The 21,205-nt window shown below is 57.7% G+C and carries 18 protein-coding genes; 10 read left to right on the forward strand and 8 right to left on the reverse strand.

What is annotated here, in order from left to right:
- Positions 1-288: 288 nt before the first annotated feature.
- Complete coding sequence (locus N018_RS14635; protein WP_024646950.1) at positions 289-1,947, forward strand: nitrite/sulfite reductase; 1,659 nt, start codon at positions 289-291, stop codon at positions 1,945-1,947.
- Entirely contained in the window at positions 1,931-2,425 is a 495-nt protein-coding gene (locus N018_RS14640) for a DUF934 domain-containing protein (protein WP_024646949.1), read from the forward strand. Before N018_RS14635 ends, N018_RS14640 begins: the two co-directional genes overlap by 17 nt.
- Before the next feature lie 111 nt (positions 2,426-2,536).
- On the opposite strand, the gene sohB is transcribed toward N018_RS14640, so the two are convergent.
- Entirely contained in the window at positions 2,537-3,559 is a 1,023-nt protein-coding gene (sohB, locus tag N018_RS14645) for a protease SohB (RefSeq protein ID WP_024646948.1), read from the reverse strand.
- Positions 3,560-3,762: 203 nt separating this feature from the next.
- Here sohB and N018_RS14650 point away from each other — a divergent pair, with 203 nt between their 5' ends.
- The 6 genes from N018_RS14650 (at position 3,763) to N018_RS14675 (ending at position 9,014) form a co-directional block, all read left to right on the forward strand.
- Positions 3,763-4,473 carry a histidine phosphatase family protein gene (locus tag N018_RS14650; RefSeq protein ID WP_025390067.1) on the forward strand — a complete coding sequence of 237 codons (711 nt, stop codon included), beginning with the start codon at positions 3,763-3,765 and terminating at the stop codon, positions 4,471-4,473.
- Positions 4,474-4,527: 54 nt separating this feature from the next.
- The gene (locus N018_RS14655) at positions 4,528-4,845 is read left to right on the forward strand and encodes an SCP2 sterol-binding domain-containing protein (RefSeq protein WP_025390068.1); all 318 of its coding nucleotides are present in this window, start codon (positions 4,528-4,530) and stop codon (positions 4,843-4,845) included.
- Between the two features lie 192 nt (positions 4,846-5,037).
- Positions 5,038-6,105, forward strand: a complete 1,068-nt coding sequence (locus tag N018_RS14660; protein ID WP_025390069.1) for a phosphotransferase family protein — start codon at positions 5,038-5,040, stop codon at positions 6,103-6,105.
- 23 nt (positions 6,106-6,128) lie between these two features.
- On the forward strand, positions 6,129-6,896 hold the full coding sequence (locus N018_RS14665; protein WP_025390070.1) for an SDR family oxidoreductase: 768 nt from the start codon (positions 6,129-6,131) through the stop codon (positions 6,894-6,896).
- A 93-nt stretch (positions 6,897-6,989) separates the two neighbouring features.
- Positions 6,990-8,141, forward strand: coding sequence for a Gfo/Idh/MocA family protein (locus tag N018_RS14670; protein ID WP_025390071.1), 1,152 nt, complete (start codon positions 6,990-6,992; stop codon positions 8,139-8,141).
- 93 nt (positions 8,142-8,234) lie between these two features.
- A complete protein-coding gene (locus N018_RS14675; protein WP_024646942.1) occupies positions 8,235-9,014 on the forward strand; it encodes a TSUP family transporter in 780 nt (259 codons plus the stop codon).
- On the opposite strand, the gene nudC is transcribed toward N018_RS14675, so the two are convergent.
- Both nudC and N018_RS14685 read right to left on the reverse strand, forming a co-directional pair.
- Positions 8,982-9,818, reverse strand: a complete 837-nt coding sequence (gene nudC, locus N018_RS14680; protein ID WP_025390072.1) for an NAD(+) diphosphatase — start codon at positions 9,816-9,818, stop codon at positions 8,982-8,984. The genes N018_RS14675 and nudC overlap by 33 nt on opposite strands.
- A gap of 39 nt (positions 9,819-9,857) precedes the next feature.
- The gene (locus N018_RS14685) at positions 9,858-10,670 is read right to left on the reverse strand and encodes a crotonase/enoyl-CoA hydratase family protein (protein WP_025390073.1); all 813 of its coding nucleotides are present in this window, start codon (positions 10,668-10,670) and stop codon (positions 9,858-9,860) included.
- 218 nt (positions 10,671-10,888) lie between these two features.
- Here N018_RS14685 and N018_RS14690 point away from each other — a divergent pair, with 218 nt between their 5' ends.
- Positions 10,889-12,373, forward strand: a complete 1,485-nt coding sequence (locus N018_RS14690) for an ATPase domain-containing protein (RefSeq protein ID WP_025390074.1) — start codon at positions 10,889-10,891, stop codon at positions 12,371-12,373.
- Positions 12,370-14,400, forward strand: coding sequence for a response regulator (locus N018_RS14695; protein ID WP_025390075.1), 2,031 nt, complete (start codon positions 12,370-12,372; stop codon positions 14,398-14,400). The genes N018_RS14690 and N018_RS14695 overlap by 4 nt, the downstream gene beginning before the upstream one ends.
- Before the next feature lie 68 nt (positions 14,401-14,468).
- Here N018_RS14695 and N018_RS14700 read toward each other — a convergent pair whose 3' ends face one another.
- From N018_RS14700 to N018_RS14720, 5 genes are all read right to left on the reverse strand, one after another.
- A complete protein-coding gene (locus N018_RS14700) occupies positions 14,469-14,846 on the reverse strand; it encodes a response regulator (protein WP_024646937.1) in 378 nt (125 codons plus the stop codon).
- Positions 14,847-14,959: 113 nt separating this feature from the next.
- Complete coding sequence (locus tag N018_RS14705) at positions 14,960-16,141, reverse strand: hybrid sensor histidine kinase/response regulator (RefSeq protein WP_024646936.1); 1,182 nt, start codon at positions 16,139-16,141, stop codon at positions 14,960-14,962.
- Positions 16,135-16,749, reverse strand: a complete 615-nt coding sequence (locus tag N018_RS14710) for a chemotaxis protein CheB (RefSeq protein WP_025390076.1) — start codon at positions 16,747-16,749, stop codon at positions 16,135-16,137. Before N018_RS14710 ends, N018_RS14705 begins: the two co-directional genes overlap by 7 nt.
- Complete coding sequence (locus N018_RS14715) at positions 16,746-17,567, reverse strand: CheR family methyltransferase (RefSeq protein ID WP_024646934.1); 822 nt, start codon at positions 17,565-17,567, stop codon at positions 16,746-16,748. Before N018_RS14715 ends, N018_RS14710 begins: the two co-directional genes overlap by 4 nt.
- A 49-nt stretch (positions 17,568-17,616) precedes the next feature.
- Complete coding sequence (locus N018_RS14720) at positions 17,617-21,123, reverse strand: response regulator (RefSeq protein WP_025390077.1); 3,507 nt, start codon at positions 21,121-21,123, stop codon at positions 17,617-17,619.
- Positions 21,124-21,205: the final 82 nt, after the last annotated feature.

Consider the following 21,205-nt stretch of genomic DNA (forward strand, 5'->3'; position numbering starts at 1 on the left):
CCTGTACGCAAGGTGGGCATCCTCAGTAAAGTCGAGTCTTGACCACACGGCAAGCAGGGATATGAACAGACGCCGAATTGCTTATCGCTTTTAGTGATTTGCATATATATAAACATCACTTTTATCGATATCTGCAAACTGCTATCGTCGCCTCCGCTCCCCAGGGAGTGCGCGGCCGTGCGCGCAGAATTGACCAGATGAAGCAGGCAGACAGCGAACGACAGCCATTGCTGCCCGGACTTCACGCCACTGACCTGCTTCATGACGAAGCCTGAGAACAGGACCTATATGTACGTATACGACGATTACGATCAGAGGATCATCGAGGACCGCGTCAAGCAGTTCCGGGATCAGACCCGACGCTATCTGGCCGGGGAACTGAGCGAGGAAGAGTTTCGACCGTTGCGCCTGCAAAACGGGCTGTATATTCAGCGTTTCGCGCCAATGCTGCGCGTCGCCGTACCGTACGGCCAGCTGACCTCGCGTCAGGCGCGCATGATGGCGAAAATTGCCCGCGACTACGACAAGGGCTATGCGCACATCAGCACCCGTCAGAACGTACAGTTCAACTGGCCTGCGCTTGAAGACGTGCCGGATATTCTGGCCGAACTGGCGACCGTGCAGATGCACGCCATCCAGACCAGTGGCAACTGCCTGCGCAACGTAACCACCGACCAGTTTGCCGGCGTTGCAGCCGATGAACTGATCGACCCGCGGCCGTGGTGTGAAATCGTTCGTCAGTGGACTACATTCCATCCGGAGTTCGCCTACCTGCCGCGCAAGTTCAAGATTGCGATCAACGGCTCGACCCGCGACCGCGCAGCGATCGAAGTCCATGATATCGGTCTTGAGCCGGTGCATAACGAGGCGGGCGAGCTGGGTTTCCGCGTACTCGTCGGTGGCGGCCTGGGCCGTACGCCGGTAGTCGGTGCGTTCATCAATGAATTCCTGCCGTGGCAAGACCTGCTGAGCTACCTGGACGCCATTCTGCGCGTCTACAACCGCTACGGTCGTCGCGACAACAAGTACAAGGCGCGCATCAAGATTCTGGTCAAGGCGCTGACTCCCGAGGTGTTCGCAGCGAAAGTCGACGCGGAAATGGTCCACTTGCGTGGCGGCCAGACCACCCTGACCGAAGCCGAAGTGCAACGCGTCTCGCGGCATTTTGTCGACCCCGAATACAAAGCCCTCAGCGATCAGCACGCTGAACTGGCGGCGCTGGACGCTCAACACCCAGGCTTCGCACGCTGGCGTCAACGCAATGTGCTGGCCCACAAGAAGCCGGGCTACATTGCGGTAACCCTGTCGCTCAAGCCGACCGGCGTTGCCCCTGGCGATCTGACCGACAAACAGCTCGATGCCGTCGCCGATCTGGCCGACCGTTACAGCTTCGGTCAGCTGCGCACCTCCCACGAGCAGAACGTCATCCTCGCTGATGTCGAGCAGGCCCAGCTGTTCACGCTGTGGAACGAGCTGCGCGAAAACGGTTTCGCGACCCCGAACATCGGCCTGCTGACCGACATCATCTGCTGCCCGGGCGGTGATTTCTGCTCGCTGGCCAACGCCAAGTCGATACCGATTGCCGAATCCATCCAGCGCCGCTTCGACGATCTGGATTACCTGTTCGATATCGGTGAGCTGGACCTGAACATTTCCGGCTGCATGAACGCCTGCGGCCACCATCACGTCGGCCACATCGGCATTCTGGGCGTGGACAAGAAAGGCGAAGAGTTCTACCAGGTTTCTCTCGGCGGCAGTGCCAGCCGTGATGCCAGCCTCGGCAAGATCCTCGGCCCGTCTTTTGCCCAGGACGTGATGCCGGACGTGATCGAGAAGCTGATCGACGTGTATGTCGAAAAACGTAACGAAGACGAGCGCTTCATCGACACTTATCAGCGTATCGGCATTGACCCTTTCAAGGAGCGCGTCTATGCAGCGAATCATTAAAAACAACGAGGTCATCGACGAAACCTGGCACTTGCTGCCCAAGGAGACGACCTTTGAAAGCCTGTCCAACTGCGATGACCTGATTGTTCCGCTGGCGCTGTGGCGCGAGCATGCGCACGCCCTCAAGGCACGCGACGGCGGCTTGGGTGTGTGGCTGGACAGTGACGAAGAAGCCGAAGAAATCGGTGCCGATGTCGATCAGTTTCAGGTGATTGCCCTGAACTTCCCGGCCTTCACCGACGGTCGCAGCTTCTCCAACGCCCGCCTGCTACGTGATCGTTATGGTTACAAGGGCGAGTTGCGGGCGATTGGCGATGTGCTGCGCGATCAGCTGTTCTACATGCGCCGCTGCGGTTTTGATGCCTTTGCGGTGCGTGCGGATAAAGATCCGTATGAAGCGCTGGAAGGACTGAAGGATTTTTCCGTGACGTACCAGGCTGCTGCCGATGAGCCGCTGCCGTTGTTCCGCAGGCGCTGAAAGGCGCCTTCATTCTCGTCACTCAGTCACATGTACAAGCCCCGATGAGCCCTGAGAACAGGGCTCATCGCATTGGCCGATAGGCACGGATGCCTTTCCGCCAGGCGGCGCTTACCAGAACCGCTGCTGAGTCAAACGTCCCCACCACTTGTCAGCCATCTGGTCCACTGACGTGGCGGCAGCCATGCCCATGCGTTCCTGCAGGCTTTTGCGCTGAACATAGTGCAGGTGGAACACGTCAGCTTCCTTGGCACGCTCGGCCAGGTACTCGTCACTGGTCTTCAACTCGTCGACCAGCAGCTTGTCGATTGCCGCCATGCCCAGCCACACTTCGCCAGTCGCCACTTCATCGATGGACAGTTGCGGGCGATAGCTGGCAACGAAGTTCTTGAACAGGTCGTGGGTGATGTCCAGATCCTGCTGAAATTTCTCACGACCCTTTTCGGTGTTTTCGCCAAACACGGTCAGCGTGCGCTTGTACTCACCCGCCGTAAGGACTTCGAAATCGATATCGTGTTTTTTCAACAGGCGATTCACGTTCGGCAACTGCGCCACGACACCGATCGAGCCCAGAATCGCGAAGGGTGCGCTGATGATCTTGGTGCCGATGCAGGCCATCATGTAGCCGCCGCTAGCAGCCACCTTGTCGATGCACACGGTCAGCGGAATGCCCGCCTGACGAATACGCGCCAGCTGTGAAGAAGCCAGACCGTAGCTGTGAACCATGCCACCGCCGCTTTCCAGACGCAGAACCACCTCGTCCCTGTCAGTGGCGAGCGTCAGCAGCGCGGTGATCTCGTGGCGCATGCTTTCAGTGGCAGACGCCTTGATGTCACCGTCGAAATCCAGAACGTAGACACGAGACTTGGGCTCGGCCAGCTTTTTCTCTTTCTTTAGCGCCTTGCCCTGCTCCTTGCGCAGTGCCTTGAGGCGGTCTTTATCCAGCAGCGATTGCTCAAGGCGGTCACGCAGGCCTTTGTAGAAGTCATTGAGGCGCGTGACCTGCAATTGGCCGGCTGATTTGCGACGGCCCTTGCCACGCATGGACGCAATGGCAACCAGCACCACAACGATGGCGATCACCAGCGTCACGGTCCTGGCCAGAAAACTTGCGTAATCGACAACAAAATCCACGATTGTTCCTCACTTGCGTTATGCCCTTACCAATCAAGGGCAGCGATGATTGCAGCATACCGGCGCCCTGTAAGGTTCACCAGCGGGCGGTCCGTAACAAACCATTAAAACGATGATTTCAAACGAGCGTATGTTTTTTCATTGACAGCTTCCCGGCATCCCTCATAACCTCGCCAGACCTTCATCGTACCGAGACGACGGACGTGGGCAGCATCTACCTGATACGACATGGCCAGGCCTCATTTGGTGCAGACGATTACGACGTCCTGTCGCCTGTGGGCATTCGTCAGGCGCAGGTGCTGGGCACACACCTTGTCGATCTGGGCCTGACGTTCGACCGCTGCCTGTCGGGCAAGCTGCTTCGTCAGCAGGACACCGCCCGGCACGCACTGGCGCGGTACGCCGAGGCCGGGCACCACATACCCGTCGTCGAGACTGACAGCGCCTTCGACGAATTCGATGCCGAAGGCGTGATTCGTGCGCTGATCCCGGCCATGCTTGCTGAAGAACCCGAAGCCCTGAACATCCTGCGCAACGCCGCAGAAGATCGCGCCGGGTTTCAGCGGTTGTTTTCCCTGATTACCCGCCGCTGGCTAAGCGGCCAGCACGATACCGCCGGGCTGCAAAGCTGGGCGGCCTTCGTAGCGCGTGTGCAGGCAGGCCTGGACAGAATTCTGGAGACCGCAGGCCCGCATGAGCGCATTGCCGTGTTCACTTCCGGCGGCACTATCACCGCCCTGCTGCATCTGATTACCGACATGCCCGCCCAACAGGCGTTCGAGCTTCATTGGCATATCGTCAATACGTCGCTGCATCAACTCAAATTCAAAGGTAACCAGGTCAGCCTGGCTTCCTTCAACAGTTATACGCACCTGCAATTGCTGAAGACTCCGGAACTCATCACTTACCGTTAATCCCCGTACATCGCGCCCCTGCGGACGCGTAACTCACCCTGAAAGGATCAAGACATGACCTCAGTAGACGACGCCGTGAAGACCATGCAAGCCAAGTTCAACCCAGCGGCTGCTGCCGGTCTGGACCTTGTTTTCGGCTTCAACATCACCGACGAAGACAAACACTACGCGCTGATCGTCAAGGACAGCACGTGCGAACTGCAGGAAGGTGAAAACCCTGACGCCAACGTGACACTGGTCATGGACAGCACAACCCTGAAGGGCATCGTCAGCGGCGAAACCGACGGCATGCAGGCGTTCATGGGTGGCAAACTGCGCGCCGAAGGCGACATGATGCTGGCCATGAAGCTCAGCGAGCTGTTTCCGGTATAAAAGCCCGGTACGTTGCACCATAACCGAAGCTGACCGCTTCGGTTTTTTTTGGCCTGCCTGAACAGGGATCAGGGCTACTGATTGCCCGGCAACACGCTGACCTATAAGGCTGTTACGCAGTTGCTGGCAGGCGGGGGAATCATTAGATTAGTCAATGATTCTATCGGACCATAATAAGCGCAAGGGATAGACATGGCACTGACCGATCAATCCACCGAGATTCGTCCAGGCGAAGAACTGGACGTTTCCATCATTGATCCGTATTTGAAGGCGCATATCCCGGCGCTGGACGGCACCCCGATCATCAGCCAGTTTCCTGGCGGCGCGTCAAACCTGACTTACCTGATCCAGTATCCTGACAGAGAGCTGGTGCTGCGCCGTCCGCCCTTCGGGCACAAGGCCAGGTCAGCGCACGACATGGGCCGCGAGTATCGAATCCTCAACCAGCTCAAGGACGCCTTTCCCTATTGCCCGCAGGCTTACCTGCACTGCACCGATCCATCGGTGATCGGCTCGGATTTCTACGTCATGCAGCGCGTCAAGGGTGTCATTCTGCGCTCCGACCTGCCGCCGCAGCTGGGCCTGAGTGCGCAGCAGACAGAAGATTTGTGCAAGGGCTTCATCGACAAACTGGTAGACCTGCATAAAGTCGACTATCAGGCGTGCAGGCTGGGTGATCTGGGAAAACCGCAGGGGTATGTGCAGCGACAGATTAGCGGCTGGTCCGAACGCTACGAAAAAGCCATGACTCCGGACGCTCCGGCCTGGGAGCAAGTCAAGGCCTGGCTGGTAGCGAAAATGCCTGCCGACTCGCCTATCTCAAGCATCGTGCACAACGACTATCGCTTCGACAATGTGATCCTCGACCCGGAGAACCCGATGCGCATCATCGGCGTTCTGGACTGGGAACTGACCACCCTGGGTGATCCACTGATGGATCTGGGCAACACCCTCGCCTACTGGATTCAGGCAGACGATCCTGCCCCCGTGCAGTTGATGCGCCGTCAGCCGAGCAATGCGCCCGGCATGCTGACACGGCAGGCGTTCGTCGATTACTACGCCGAACGCGCGGGCATCCGCATCGACAATTTCGACTTTTACTACACCTACGGCCTGTTTCGTCTGGCCGGTATCGTGCAACAGATCTATTACCGTTTCTTTCATGGCCAGACTCAGGACAAACGCTTCGCCCAGTTCATTCACATGAACAGGCTGCTGGAGCAAATGAGCCTGGCGGTGATCGCCAAATCCAGCCTTTGACGGCGCCAAGATCAGGAACTGATATGTCCAGAACCCAGCTTTTCGACCTCGACGGTAAAATCGCCTTCGTTTCAGGCGCCAGCCGCGGTATCGGCGAGGCCATTGCCAGACTGCTTGCCCAGCAAGGCGCGCACGTTATTGTTTCAAGCCGCAAGCTCGACAGCTGCCAGGCGGTCGCTGATGCAATCACTGCCGAGGGCGGCCAGGCCACGGCAATGGCCTGCCACATCGGCGAAATGGAGCAGATAACCAGCGTATTTACGCAGGTTCGCCAGCAGTTCGGCCGGTTGGACATTCTGGTCAACAACGCCGCCACCAACCCGCAATTCTGCAACGTGCTGGACACTGACCTCAGTGCCTTCCAGAAGACCGTGGACGTGAACATCCGTGGCTATTTTTTCATGTCTGTCGAAGCAGGCAAGCTGATGCGGGAAAGCGGCGGTGGCAGCATCATCAACGTCGCGTCGATCAATGCGGTGTCGCCGGGAGCCTATCAGGGGGTCTACTCGATGACCAAAGCCGCGGTGGTCAACATGACCAAAGTGTTTGCCAAGGAGTGCGCAGAGTTCGGTATTCGCTGCAACGCCTTGTTGCCAGGACTGACCGACACCAAATTCGCCTCGGCGCTGGTCAAAAACGACGCCATTCTTAGCCTTGCCCTTTCGCAGATTCCCCTGAAACGCGTCGCGGCACCCAGTGAAATGGCTGGCGCGGTACTGTATCTCGCGAGCGAAGCGTCCAGCTATACCACGGGAGTAGCGTTGAATGTCGATGGCGGATTTCTGTCCTGATCAATACCCACTCAAGATAATGAATTAATTTTCCATTATTAATTTAATTGGAATATATTTTCCGCATAACAACAATCCTTTCTGGAGACTGTCATGCGGGAAAACCATCCTTCTGTTGCTTTACCGGAACTGGGCATCGGCCTGATCGGCACCGGCTTCATGGGCCGAGCCCATGCGCTGGCGTTCGGCAATGCCAACGCAGCCCTTGAGCTGCCAGCCCGCATTCGGCTGGTGGCAGTGGCCGACTCTGACAGCGTGCGAGCCGAGCACTGCGCGCAGGCATGGGGCTTCGATCGCAGCCATGCTGACTGGAAGCAACTGATCCAGGATCCTCACGTGCAGATCGTCGCGATCACCACGCCCAACCATTTGCATTACCCCATGGCCATGGCCGCCATCGCTGCGGGCAAGGCGGTTTACTGCGAAAAGCCGCTGGCGGTCAGTCTGGCTGAGGCCGATGAAATGCGCCTCAGTGCCAAAGCGGCCGGCGTAGTGACCAAAGTCGGTTACAACTATCAGCACAACCCGATGATCGGACTGGCCAAAGACCTGATCGACGCGGGCGAACTGGGCGATATCGTCAGCTTTCAGGGTGAGTTCAGCGAAGACTTCATGGGCAACCCGGCATCTCCCTGGTCATGGCGCTGCGATGCCGCGCACGCAGGCGGCGCACTGGCTGATCTGGGCAGTCATTTGCTGGGCATGGCGCGTTATCTGGTGGGCGATGTCGAAGCAGTCTGCGCCGATTGCAGCACCGTACACCGCCAGCGTCCCGCCAGTTCGGGCAGCCACGAAATGCGCACCATCGCAGTCGACGACCAGACGCATGCACTGCTGCGCTTTACCAACGGCGCGCGCGGGACCTTCAGCAGCAGTTGGCTCAAGCACGGTTACAAGAATCACTTGAGTTTTGAAATCAGCGGCACCCTTGGCACCCTGACATTTGATCAGGAGCGCTTGAACGAATTACGCGTTTATCGGGCAGGCGCATCGGGCCGCGATGGTTTTCAGCGTCTGCTGGCAGGCCCCGCCCAGCCCGGTTATGCCGCCTTCTGCCCCGCCCCCGGTCATCAACTGGGTTACAACGAGCTCAAGGCACTTGAAGTACAGGCGCTGATTCAGGCGGTATGCGGGCATAGCAGCCGTGGTCCCGACTTCGAAGAGGCCTGGCAGATCGAACGCCTGGCGACGGCCATCCGCTGTGCGGCGGCCGAGCAACGCTGGGTCGCTCTTGAAGATATCTGACTTCCTGAGAGGGCTGGCGAGGGTTAGAATGCGCCACGTTCCGGCAGCTCTTTCTGCCTCTTGCCGCTTTTCTCTCTATAAGCCCCTCTCGTCATGCCATTTGAACTCAGCGTCGACCTGACCACCCTCGCCATCCTTGCCGTCGTGGCCTTTTTAGCGGGCTTCATCGACGCCATTGCGGGCGGCGGCGGATTGCTCACGACACCGGCGCTCATGACGGCCGGGCTGCCACCGCATCTGGTGCTGGGAACCAACAAGCTCAGTTCGACCTTCGGCTCGGCCACGGCCAGCTTCACGTTCTACCGGCGCAAGCTGTTTCATCCACGCCAGTGGGTGCATGCCATAGTCGGGACCGCTGTCGGCGCGGCCATCGGCGCTGTCATAGCCCATTATCTGCCTGCCGAATGGCTGAACCAGATGCTGCCGGTGATTGTGTTCGGCTGCGGGCTGTACCTGCTGTTTGGTGGTACGCCCAAGGCGCCACTGGACAGCGACGCGCCGATCAAAAAGAAATGGCAGTTACCACAGGGCCTGGGGCTGGGTTTTTATGACGGCGTCGCCGGACCGGGCACCGGCGCTTTCTGGACAGTCAGTACGCTGCTGCTGTACCCGGTGGATCTGGTCAAGGCCAGCGGCGTGGCGCGCAGCATGAACTTCGTCAGCAATGCGGTGGCGCTGTCAGTGTTCATGTTTTCCGGTCAGGTGGATTACATCATCGGCCTCAGCATGGGCCTGGCAGTCATGCTCGGCGCCTACTTTGGCGCAGGAACCGCTATCAAGGGCGGCGCCAAATTCATCCGCCCGGTGTTCATTACCGTCGTGCTCGGGCTGACCGTGCGTCTAGCCTGGCAGCACTGGTTCGGCGGTGCCTGAGCGCTGTGACAGGTAGGCTTCGATCAGATAGCGGGCGATAGAGCGGTTGGCCGGCAGTGCTGGCAGATCATCGATATGAAACCAGCGCGCGTCCTCGATCTCTTCTTCCTGCGGCACGATGTCGCCGCTGTCGTATTCGGCATGAAAGCCCAGCATCATCGAGTGCGGAAACGGCCAGCACTGACTGCCCAGGTACTTCAGATTCTTGATCCTGACCTGCACCTCTTCCATCACTTCACGGTGTACGCACTCTTCCGCTGACTCACCGGGTTCTACAAAACCGGCCAGCGCGCTGTACATGCCGGTGACGAAGCGCGGCGAACGGGCCAGCAGAATTTCATCGCCACGGGTAACCAGCACGATCATGCTTGGAGAAATACGCGGATACAGACGCAGTTTGTCGTGCGCGCAGTACATCGCCCGTTCGCCGGGGATCTGCACCGTCGGCCGGCCACAGGCGCCACAGAATCGATGCTCTCTGGCCCATGTGCTGACCTGTGCAGCGTACCCAAGCATCTGAAATATGGCGAAGTCGCCTTCCATCATGAACTGGCGCAAGCCCTGCCAGGCGCAGCCCTCGACCGCGACGCACTCCTCCAGCACCAGCAAATACACAGGCTCGCCGTCCAGATAACCGATGCCATGCTCGCTCTGCACCGGCAGGTTCAGCCTGCTCAGCCAGGCTCTGGGAAACATCACGCCATTGGCGTCGAGCAGGAAGCCCTGATCGCTATGGACCACGGCCAGCCCCTCTTTGGCCTCGACATCCAGAACTGCTGTAGTCCAACGCACCGGGCGCGTCATGGAAAAACTCCTTTGTCTGCACACAAACATTGTGCTGCTTTAATTATCGAATACCGGCTTCTGCTTGCTCATGTGCGCAACCATCGCCAATTTGAGATCGGGCGATTGCAACATGGCGGCGTTCCAGATGGCAACGTGTTCGAGCCCATCTTCGACCCGGTGATCACGCATATAGCTGATCATCTGCTTGGTACCTTCGATGGCGATCGGTGACTTGCCTGCGATTTCCCGCGCCAGCGCAAATACACCCTCCAACAGACCTGCATGATCATCGAAGGTGCAATTGACCAGTCCGATTCGCTGCGCCTCTTCGGCACCGACAGTGCGTCCGGTATAGGCCAGCTCGCGCAACATGCCATCGCCAATAATCCGCGGCAGACGCTGCAAGGTACCGACATCGGCAGCCATGCCCATATCGATTTCACGAATCGCGAATTGCGCATCGGCAGCGGCGTAGCGCATGTCACAGGCCGAGATCAGATCGATGGCGCCGCCCAGGCAATAGCCCTGAATGGCAGCCAGCACCGGCTTGCGACAATGGTCGACGGCGGTAAACGAAGCCTGCATGTCGAGGATCTTGCGCCTGAGCAGTCGCGCATTGCGGCCTGCGTCGTCGCCCATCTGGTTAGCGACTGAAGCCAGCAATGCCAGATCGATACCTGAAGAGAAGTGCTTGCCAGCGCCGCTCAGCACCACGACGCGAACCTCATCGTTGCGCTCTATCCAGTCGAATATCTCGATAATTTCGGTCCAGAATGCCGCGTTCATGGCATTGACCTTGTCAGCCCTGTTGATCTGCACATGAGCAATGCAGTCGGCCAGTTCGACCTTGAAGGCCTGGTAATTGAGCATCGCGTCATCCTTAAACAGGTCAAAGCCCGGAAGAGAAACTATAACAACACCACTATAACTATCGTAAGCAGACTGAACTGACTTTTTCCGGACCCTGAACCACTCATTTGAATAGCTATAATCGCAACAACAACCACAAATAGTGTGAACCGCCAGTACATAGGGCGGTCCAGAGTTAAGCGGTAATAAAACCTACATGGGTTATCAGAGGGCGATACTTGAATACGTCAAAAGCGGCAACCGGGATTGAAGGTCTGGACAACATCCTTTCAGGGGGTTTTTCACGCAATCATGTTTTCCTTCTTGAAGGCGAACCCGGAACCGGCAAGACAACCGTAGCACTTCAGTTTTTACAAGCGGGAGCGGATGCGGGTGAAGTGTCGTTATACATCACCCTGTCCGAAACCGAACACGAGCTTCGCGAAGGCGCGGCGTCGCACGGCTGGGTACTGGCTGACGAGATCAATATTTTCGAACTGACACCGCCCGAGAACCTGCTCGACTCCGATCACCATCAGAGCCTGCTCTACTCGTCTGACCTGGAGCTGGGTGAGGCCACTCGCCACATCTTCGAGGTGGTCGAGCGTGTCAAACCTTCGCGGGTGGTGATCGACAGCCTTTCGGAAATCCGCCTGCTGGCGCAGAGTTCCTTGCGTTATCGTCGTCAGATACTTGCAATCAAGCATTACTTCAATCGCTACAACGCGACGGTACTGCTGCTGGATGACCTGACCACCGATGCGCTCGACAAGACTGTCCACAGTGTCGCCCACGGCGTGATCCGCCTGGAATCGCTGACGCCGATCTACGGTGCCGAGCGCAGACGCGTGAAAATCGTCAAATACAGGGGCCAGAAGTACCGGGGCGGCTATCACGACTTCACCATCGCCCACGGCGGCATACAGGTTTTCCCGCGTCTGGTGGCGGCCGAATACCGCTCGGACTTCCCGCGCATACAGATGAGCAGCGGGATCGAGGGACTCGACAAGCTGCTGGGCGGTGGGATCGAGAGTGGTTCCAGCACGCTGATACTCGGGCCGGCCGGTACGGGCAAATCCCTGATATCGCTAGTGTTTGCGGTGCAGGCTGTTGCGCGCGGCGAGCGAGTCGGTCTGTTTATATTCGATGAAGAGATGGGACTGCTGTTCGAGCGCATGCTCAAGCTCGGGATTGACCTTCGCGCACTGCAGGACACCGGCAACCTGCTGATTGAACAAATCGACGCGGCTGAACTGTCTCCCGGCGAATTCGCCCATCGGGTACGAAGCGCGGTGGACCGCAAGCAGATAAAAACCGTGATTATTGACAGTATCAATGGTTACCAGGCCGCCATGCCTGAAGAAAGCGCGCTGATTTTGCACATGCACGAGCTTTTGCTGTATCTCAATCGCCAAGGCGCCTCGACATTCATCACTGTTGCGCAGCATGGGCTCGTGGGTGACATGCGGTCTCCGGTCGATATCACCTATCTCGCCGACAGCGTAATCCTGCTGCGCTACTTCGAGGCCCTGGGTCAGGTGCGTCGGGCTGTTTCGGTTATCAAGAAGCGTACAGGCACGCACGAATCGACCATCCGCGAATACCGTATCAGCTCGAATGGCTTGACCATCGGCGAGCCACTGGACGCCTTCCAAGGCGTGTTGGGCGGTATTCCGAATTATATGGGTGACAAAAAGCCTCTCCTGGTGGACGAAGATCTGTGAGTATTTCGGGTCAATTATCCGAACGCGCAATCATTCTCGCGCCCCGTGGACGAGACAACCAGATTGCCCTGCGCATACTCGATGAAGCGGGCTTCCCGGCAGCAGTGGTTAACGACCTGACGGAGCTGGTCAAAGAGCTGGCTGCCGGGGCGGGCCTTGCGGTGATTGCCGATGAGGCGCTGCAAAATAACGATATCAACCCGCTGTTGAAAGTACTGGAAGAGCAACCGGCATGGTCTGACTTGCCCATCGTCCTGCTCACTCACCACGGCGGGCCGGAACACAATCCATCCGCCCGTCTGGGTAACCTCCTCGGCAATGTGACGTTTCTGGAACGACCGTTTCATCCTGTGACACTGGTCAGTCTGGTGACCACAGCAGTGCGCGGTCGGAGACGCCAATATGAAGCCAGGGCGCGCATTGAAGATCTGCACGAAAGCGAGCGCAGCCTGCAGAATGCCCTGAAAGCAGGACGTCTCGGCTCGTGGCAATTGCAAGCGGAGAATCTGAAACTGAGCTGCTCCGCCATTACCAAGGCGCATTTCGGCCTGGATGAGCAGGAAGCGTTCAGTTATGACGACTGGTTGTCAGTCGTCTACTCGGAAGATCAGCCACGCATGCAGTCGGCACTGCAACGCAGTCTGGATTCCGGTGTGGATTTCATCATCGAATATCGCAATATCTGGCCCGACGGCTCACTCAATTGGGTGGACGTGCGCGCACGCGCCATTCACAGCAAAAACGACAGGGTCAGCACACTGGTCGGGGTAACATCGGACATCACCGAACGCAAACAGGCTGAATCCCAGTTGCGCCGCCTCAACGAAACCCTTGAGCAGCAGGTCGAAGAACGCACTGCCCAGCTGCGCCACAAGGAAGAAGTGTTGCGCCAGTCGCAGAAGATGGAAGCGGTGGGCCAATTGACCGGCGGTATTGCCCACGACTTCAACAATATGCTGACCGGCATCATCGGCAGCCTTGAGCTGATCAGAAGGCGTGTGGCGCGCGGCCAGGTAGAAGAACTGGAAAGCCTGATCGATCTGGGTGTGACCTCAGCCAATCGCGCCGCAGCCCTTACCCATCGCCTGCTGGCGTTTTCGCGTCGCCAGTCGCTGGACTCTAAACCCGTGAACATGAACCATCTGGTCAAGGCGATGGACGAGCTGCTGCGCCGCAGCGTCAACGAAAGCATCCGCCTGCACGTGCGGCTGTCGGAAGATTTATGGACCGCCGAAGCCGACCCCAATCAGCTGGAAAACGCGCTGCTCAACCTGGTACTCAATGCCCGCGACGCGATGTCCGAGGGTGGCGAACTGGTGGTCGAGACGTTCAACCAGCAACTGGACAAGACCTTCACCAATGCCCATGAGAACCTCTTGCCGGGCGATTATGTGGTGTTGAGTGTCAGTGACACCGGCTGCGGCATGCCGGAAACGGTGATCAGTCGCGCGTTTGATCCGTTTTTCACCACCAAACCCATTGGCCAGGGCACCGGCCTCGGTCTGTCGATGATCTATGGCTTCAGCAAGCAGTCGCACGGCCATGTTTCTATCAGCAGTGAGGTGGGTCAGGGCACCACGGTGCAATTGTTTCTACCGCGCTTTCAAGGGCTGCAGAATGACGATGAACAGAGCTTTCAGAGCCACGCAATTCGCGCTGAGCACGGCGAGACCGTGCTCATCGTGGAAGATGACTCTGCCGTTCGCGTGCTGGTCAGCGAAGTATTGAGCGAACTGGGCTATGCCTTTATCGAGGCCAGTGACGCGCGTGAGGCTGTCCCTATTCTTGAATCGGGGCAGCGTATTGATCTGTTGATCAGTGACGTGGGGTTGCCGGGAATGAATGGCCGCCAACTGGCCGAAATTGCTCGCCAGTTACGGCCAGAGCTGAAGGTCCTGTTCATTACCGGCTATGCCGAGCACGCCGCTGTGCGGGCAGGTTTCCTCGAAACGGGCATGCAATTGATCACCAAGCCGTTCGCATTTGACCACCTGACCTCGAAAGTGCGGGAAATGATCGAAGCCTGAGATCAGGCTTCTTCATTTAACGGTCGTATTGCGCATAACGCTCTTGCCCGCCAAGGCGGCAGGCAAGGTCAGGCCAGCAGGCTCTGAATCTTGGACTGTAAGGTTTGCATCGTGAACGGCTTGGCCAAAATCGGCGCCTTGGCGGCAATCGGGCTGCCCGATTCCAGAATTTCTGCCGGATAGCCACTGATAAAGATCACTTTCAATTCAGGACGCAGCATGACTGCGGGCTCGGCGATCTGCACGCCCGAGATGCCGCCCGGCAATCTGTAATCGGTGATCATCAGGTCCAGATGAGGCTTGGTGGCCAGAATCTCGAATGCCTGCTCACCGTTTTCCGCCTGGAGGACGCGATAGCCCACACCTGACAGATAGTCGGCCAGCAACATCAGGATCAGCGGTTCGTCTTCGACGATTAGTACGACGTTTTCTGCATCAGCGCTCATTGAACTGCCTTTGATCTTATAAATGGCTGCCATTACGACCACGACAGCCATGGGAGGTTGCGCGCATATCCGATTAAACTTGATCGCCAGTGGCTATCAGTTGCAGCAATGCCTTAGAGCGGCAGACAAATCCGGAAGGTAGAACCCACGCCCTCCTCGCTTTCGACCTCGATACGACCACCATGGGCCATCACGATCTGCTCTGAAATAAACAACCCCAGCCCCAGGCCGGCGACCGCATGGTTGGTCGTGACACGTTCGAATTGCTGAAAGATACGCTTCTGGTTTTCAGGCGTGATGCCGATGCCCTGATCCGTGACTTCGATATACGCGTGACCTTCCTTGCCGAACACACGCACCTCGACTGGCTTGCGTGCCCCGTAACGCAGCGCGTTGGTCAGCAGGTTGGCCACCACCTGCTCGATGCGGAACTCGTCCCAGACGCCAATCACCGGTTCCTCGGCGCACAGCGTGATGCTGGAGTTGGCGGCGGCAATCTGCGCAGCGAAGCTTTCCAGCAACTGGGTGACCAGCTCGCTCAAGTCAAACGGGCTGGGTCTGATCGACAACTTACCCGTGCGAATTCTCGACACATCAAGCATGTCTTCGATCAGCCGGATCAGACTCTGAATCTGCCGCTCGTCGCGGTCCACCATGGCGCGAAGCTTTTCCATGGTGAACGCCGCAGCGTTGTCCTTGGCCAGGTGCAATTTGCGCAACTGGGTTTCCAGAATCAGACCGTTGAGCGGCGTGCGCACTTCATGGGAAACGATCGACATGAAGTCATCGCGCATTCGGACAGCATGCTCAAGCTCGCTCTGCGTGGATTGCAGGCGCTTGAGCAGCAGCTCTTGCTCCTGACGACTGCGCTCCAATTCTTCAACCTGGATTTTCATCGCCTTGCGTTGCCGATACAGGTCGACGAAGACATTGACCTTGCTCTTCACCGCATGAATATCCAGCGGCTTGTGCAGAAAATCCACCGCACCGCTTTCATAGCCCTTGAAGGCGTAGTTCAGCTCTCGACCGGCAGCACTGACAAACACAATCGGGATGTTCTTGGTCTTTTCCGTGCTGCGCATCATTTCTGCCAGCTCGAACCCGTTCATGCCCGGCATCTGCACGTCGAGAATGGCCAGGGCGAATTCATGCTGCAGCAGCAGTGACAGCGCCTCGTCAGCGGACAGGGCCTTGAATACGATGCGGTCTTCACGCTTGATCAATGCATCGAGCGCCAGCAGATTTTCCGGCAGGTCATCGACGATGAGCAGCTTGGCCTGAATTTCACTTAACATGCGGTTCGTTCCAGCTCGACCAGCAATCGGCCAATATCATTCAGAGAAAGAAGGTAATCAGGCGATTGCAGCGCCAGAGCGGCCTCGGGCATGGTCGAGGCCTGGGCTTGCAAAGGGTTCTGTACCACCGTGAAACCACCGTTTTTCCTGACCTGCAGCAAACCTCGTGCGCCGTCGTTATTAGCGCCGGTCAGCAGCACGCCAGCCAGCCGCGAGCCGTAAGCGTCCGCAGCCGAATCGAACAGAATGTCTATGCTCGGCCGCGAATAAAACACTCGCTCCTCCTGGCTCAGCGACAGACTTCGGTCAGACTCCACCGAGAGGTGATAGCCCGCCGGGGCGAAATAGAGTGTACCGGGCACGATATCCTCCTTGTCATCGGCTTCCTTGACGGGTATCGGCAAGCGATTCTGGAACACCTGCGCCAGTTGGCTGCGTCGATCATCCGGCAAATGCAGCACCGTCAATATAGGCAAGCTGAAACCGGGTCGCAGCGTGCTGAATATTCTCAGCAACGCCTCGACGCCGCCAGCCGATGCGCCCACGACAATAGCATCGACATCGGGTAAGGCGTCACCGATCGAGTCGGCACTGAAATCGGTTTTCATAGTTTGCGATAGATCCGCTCAGGCTTGATCAGCGTCTCGAAGGCGTCCCCGTAGGCGGAAAACTCGAGCGTCTCTTTACTGCCCAGCGCCAGAAAGCCACGATGACTCAGCGACTCGTGAAACAAACCAAATGCGCGATCTTGCAACTTCTTATTGAAGTAAATCAATACGTTACGGCAAGAAATAAATTGCGTCTCGGAAAATACACTGTCCGTCGCCAGACTGTGATCAGCAAAGGTCACATTCTCGCGAAGCGTTTTGTCGAAAATCGCGTAATCGTAAGCCGAGGTGTAGTAATCGGTGAAATTGCGCTGACCGCCGGAGTTCCGATAGTTCTCGGTGTAGGCCCGCAGGTTCTCCATGGAGAAAATACCCTGTTTGGCCTTCTCCAGCGAATAGGGGTTGATGTCGGTTGCGTAGATGATGGTCTTGTCGAGCAGACCTTCTTCGCGCAGGAGAATGGCCATGGAATAGACTTCCTCCCCTGTGCTGCAACCGGCAATCCAGACCTTGATGGACGGATAAGTGCGCAGCAACGGCACGACCTCTGTGCGAATCGCCAGAAAGTGCGCGGGATCGCGAAACATCTCGCTCACCGGAATGGTAAGAATCTGCAACAGCTGCATGAACGCCGCAGGATCGTGGAGCACCCGTTCCTGCAGTGCAGAAATGGTACTGCATTCGAACTGGCGCAGGGCATGCGTCACACGCCGTTTGACGGACGCGCCAGAATAATCGCGAAAGTCATAGCTGTACTTGAGGTAGATCGCCTCTATCAGCAGCTTGAGTTCGATGTCGACACTTCGATCAAGCGGCATAATGAAATCCCGCACTGGCACGGACGCGGCGCGGCAGGGCTGCACTCATTCAGATACGCTCCATTTTCGGCAGCCAGACTCGAATCAGCGAAAACAGGCGGTCCAGATCGATAGGCTTGGCCAGATAATCATTGGAACCGGCCTGCAGGCAACGCTCCTGATCATCTTTCATGGCTTTGGCAGTCACCGCGATGATCGGCAGCTTGCGCCAGCGCGGGTCCTTGCGGATCTCGATGGTCGCTTCGTAGCCATCCATCTCGGGCATCATCACGTCCATCAGCACCAGATCAATATCTTCGACCTCGTTGAGCTTCGCAATCGCCTCGAAACCATTGCGGGCGATTTCCACCACTGCGCCCTTGTGCTCCAGCGCGCTGGTCAGAGCGAAGATGTTGCGCACGTCATCGTCGACCACGAGAATCTTGCGCGCTTCGAATACCTTATCCCGGCTGCGTGCGGTCTTGAGCATCTTCTGCCGTTCATTGGAGAGCTGCGACTCGACCTTGTGCAGGAACAGGGTCACTTCGTCCAGCAGCCGCTCGGGGGAACGTGCGCCTTTGATGATGATGGAGCGCGAGTACTTCATCAGCTCGGCCTCTTCATCGCGGGTCATGTTGCGCCCGGTGTAGACAATGACCGGCGGGAACGAACAGATATCTTCCGTCGACATGCGCTTGAGCAACTCGTTACCCAGCATGTCCGGCAGCTTCAGGTCGATGATCATGCAGTCGTAGACATGATCGCGCAGCAGGTCCAGCGCTTCCTGAGCAAAGCCTACCGCGGTGATTTCGATGTCGTCGTCGCCGATCAGCCGGGCAATGCTGTCACGCTGCAACGCGTCGTCTTCGACCAGCAGGATGCGCTTGACCTTCTGTGTCAGCTTGGCTTCCAGCTTGGCAAACACGTCCTTCAGCTCTTCACGCGTGGTCGGTTTGACTGCGTAGCCAATGGCGCCCATGTGCAGTGCCGCTTCCTGGCGGTCCTCGACCGAAATGACATGAACCGGGATGTGTCGGGTCGGGGCCAGTTCCTTGAGGCGCTGCAACACCGTCAGGCCGGAGTGATCCGGGAGGCGCATGTCCAGCAGAATGGCGTCGGGCGTGTACCGCGCAGCCAGGTTGAAGCCGTCATCGGCAGCGTGCGCGACCAGGCAGTCGTAGCCCAGTTCGTGGGCCAGGTCGAAAAGAATCTGCGCGAACCGTACTTCGTCTTCGATGACCAGAATGCAGCGCCGCTCGAAAGGCGCCTTTTCGCGATCATCGGCGAATACCGGTACTGCTGGCTCGACCACCGTGGGCTGCTGAATGACCGGCGCAACGGGCTCAGGCAGGCGTTGAGCGGGTGAAGCGGCGATAACCGGCTCAATGCCGGGCTCAGCCGCGCCTTGCTCGACGTATTGCTCCGGCAGCACCAGTGTGAAGATACTGCCCTGCCCCGGCGCGCTGGTGACGCTGATCGAGCCGCCCAACAGTGCTGCCAGATCCCTGGAAATCGACAACCCTAGCCCTGTGCCGCCGTAACGCCGGTTGGTCGTCCCGTCGGCCTGACGAAATGCTTCGAAAATGCCCTGCTGATGCTCTTCCGCGATGCCGATGCCCGAATCACGCACACTGAACACGATGCCTTCGCCTGGCTGGCGAGAGACGATCATGCTGACCGCGCCAGCTTCGGTGAACTTGATCGCGTTGGACAGCAGGTTCTTGAGAATCTGCTCCAGACGCTGGCGGTCGGTGAACAGCATGGTCGGCGCACCCGCCTGTATATCGACGGTGAACGCCAGCTTCTTCTCGGCGGCCAGCGGCTGGAACATGGAGCGCAGGCCTTCCACGAGGCGCGGCACGCTGCTGTTCTCCGGACGCACTTCCAGCTTGCCGGCTTCGACCTTGGAGATGTCGAGAATGTCGTTGATCAGGTTCAACAGGTCATTGCCTGCCGAATAGATCGACTCGGCGAACTTGACCTGTTCGGCGGTGAGGTTTTCTTTCGGGTTCTCGGCCAGCAATTTGGCGAGAATCAACGAACTGTTGAGCGGCGTGCGCAGCTCATGGGACATATTGGCGAGGAATTCAGACTTGTATTTGCTGGAGCGTTGCAGCTCGTCTGCCCGGGCCTGCAATTCGGTTTGAGCGATGCTCAACTCTTCATTGTTACGGTCCAGCGCGTCGCGCTGATCAGACAGCGCCTTGCTTTGCTCGGCCAGTTGCTCGTTGGTCTGTTCCAGCTCGGCCTGCTGGGTTTCCAGATGCGCCTGGGACTCCTTGAGAATACGCGACTGCTCTTCGAGCTCTTCGTTGGCGGTGCGCAACTCTTCCTGTTGCACCTGCAGTTCTTCGTTGAGCTGCTGGGTCTCGGCGAGTACCTCCTGCAAGCGCTGACGATAACGTGCCGCTTCTATGGACGTACCGACATTTTCGGAAACCAGCTCCAGAAACTCGATGTCCCGCTCGGTCAGAGGGCGCAAAAAGCCCAGCTCGATAACCCCATTGATCTGATCGTCATTGCTGGTAGGCACGACAATCACGCTGCGGGGTGATCCTTCGCCAAGACCTGAAGCCACCTTGAAAAAATAGCTTTCCGGCAGCTCATCCAGGGTGATGATCCGCTTCTGTAGTGCCGCCTGGCCGACGATACCTTCGTCACTGTGGATGACCTGAGCCTGCTGCTCCTGCTCGCGGGAAAAACCATAGGAGGCTACACGCGACAAACCACCATGCTCCTGGCGGATGTACACCGCCCCCACCGAAGCGCCCAGGTAGCGGGTCAGAAACTGCAGGATGTGGCTACCCAGCATGTTAAGTGTGAGTTGCCCAAGTACCTGCTCCGCCAGCTCGCTCTGACCATTGCGCAGCCAGGCAACCTTTTGCAGCCGTTCGGCATTGATCTCCTGCAACCTGATATTTTCGCTGTAGGTGCCCGAAAGAGACATCAAGTCTCTGCGGCCGATATACGCCAGAATGCCGCTGACAATCACCACGAATATCAGGTACAGCGAAACTGAAATCACCGTACTGCGCGTCACCTCGGCGTTACGGGTCAGGCGAAGTTGCTGCTCCATTTCCACCGCTTGCTCATACTCGGTGCGGATCTGATCGGTAATTCGTTTGCCACGTCCCGCCAGCACCGGCGCCAGAAAGTCGCCATTGTTGCGCCGCAAGTCGATCATTTGCTGGGCAAAAGCGTTCCACTCTTGCTGCATGGTGGACAGACGCCTGAACCTGTCCTGTTGCGTGGGATTGTCTTCCACCAGTTTCATCAGCCCCTCAAGCTCAGCGGCCAACAACGGTTTGGCAAGCTCATAGGGGTCGAGAAAATGCTGATCGCCGGTCAGCAGAAAACCGCGCATGCCGGTTTCCATGTCGATGGAGAGCTTCATCGAGCGGTTGGTGTTATTAATGACCCTGTCGGTGTGCTCGACCCACTGTATTGCCGCCAGCAGATAACTGATCAACAGAATGAAGAAAACTGCACTCAGCACTCCGACACCCAGTGGCAAGCCTACGTTACGTCCCAGTAACTTGCGAAAGCGCTGCTCATCGACGACAGACGACCGATTCATGAAATATCCCTGACAAATGGATCAAAACGATAGAGTTTGCCGTAATCCTACGGAAAACACTCTCATTTCTCACATAGAGGAT

This window comes from Pseudomonas syringae CC1557, assembly GCF_000452705.1.
Lineage (GTDB): Bacteria > Pseudomonadota > Gammaproteobacteria > Pseudomonadales > Pseudomonadaceae > Aquipseudomonas > Aquipseudomonas syringae_F.

What these genes read in the sequence shown, in the direction of transcription:
- N018_RS14635 (WP_024646950.1), top strand. Translation starts at nt 289, where the DNA reads ATGTACGTATACGACGATTACGATCAGAGGATCATCGAGGACCGCGTC.
- N018_RS14640 (WP_024646949.1), top strand. Translation starts at nt 1,931, where the DNA reads ATGCAGCGAATCATTAAAAACAACGAGGTCATCGACGAAACCTGGCAC.
- N018_RS14655 (WP_025390068.1), top strand. Translation starts at nt 4,528, where the DNA reads ATGACCTCAGTAGACGACGCCGTGAAGACCATGCAAGCCAAGTTCAAC.
- N018_RS14660 (WP_025390069.1), top strand. Translation starts at nt 5,038, where the DNA reads ATGGCACTGACCGATCAATCCACCGAGATTCGTCCAGGCGAAGAACTG.
- N018_RS14665 (WP_025390070.1), top strand. Translation starts at nt 6,129, where the DNA reads ATGTCCAGAACCCAGCTTTTCGACCTCGACGGTAAAATCGCCTTCGTT.
- N018_RS14670 (WP_025390071.1), top strand. Translation starts at nt 6,990, where the DNA reads ATGCGGGAAAACCATCCTTCTGTTGCTTTACCGGAACTGGGCATCGGC.
- N018_RS14675 (WP_024646942.1), top strand. Translation starts at nt 8,235, where the DNA reads ATGCCATTTGAACTCAGCGTCGACCTGACCACCCTCGCCATCCTTGCC.
- nudC (WP_025390072.1), bottom strand. Translation starts at nt 9,818, where the DNA reads ATGACGCGCCCGGTGCGTTGGACTACAGCAGTTCTGGATGTCGAGGCC.
- N018_RS14685 (WP_025390073.1), bottom strand. Translation starts at nt 10,670, where the DNA reads ATGCTCAATTACCAGGCCTTCAAGGTCGAACTGGCCGACTGCATTGCT.
- N018_RS14700 (WP_024646937.1), bottom strand. Translation starts at nt 14,846, where the DNA reads ATGAGCGCTGATGCAGAAAACGTCGTACTAATCGTCGAAGACGAACCG.
- N018_RS14705 (WP_024646936.1), bottom strand. Translation starts at nt 16,141, where the DNA reads ATGTTAAGTGAAATTCAGGCCAAGCTGCTCATCGTCGATGACCTGCCG.
- N018_RS14710 (WP_025390076.1), bottom strand. Translation starts at nt 16,749, where the DNA reads ATGAAAACCGATTTCAGTGCCGACTCGATCGGTGACGCCTTACCCGAT.
- N018_RS14715 (WP_024646934.1), bottom strand. Translation starts at nt 17,567, where the DNA reads ATGCCGCTTGATCGAAGTGTCGACATCGAACTCAAGCTGCTGATAGAG.
- N018_RS14720 (WP_025390077.1), bottom strand. Translation starts at nt 21,123, where the DNA reads ATGAATCGGTCGTCTGTCGTCGATGAGCAGCGCTTTCGCAAGTTACTG.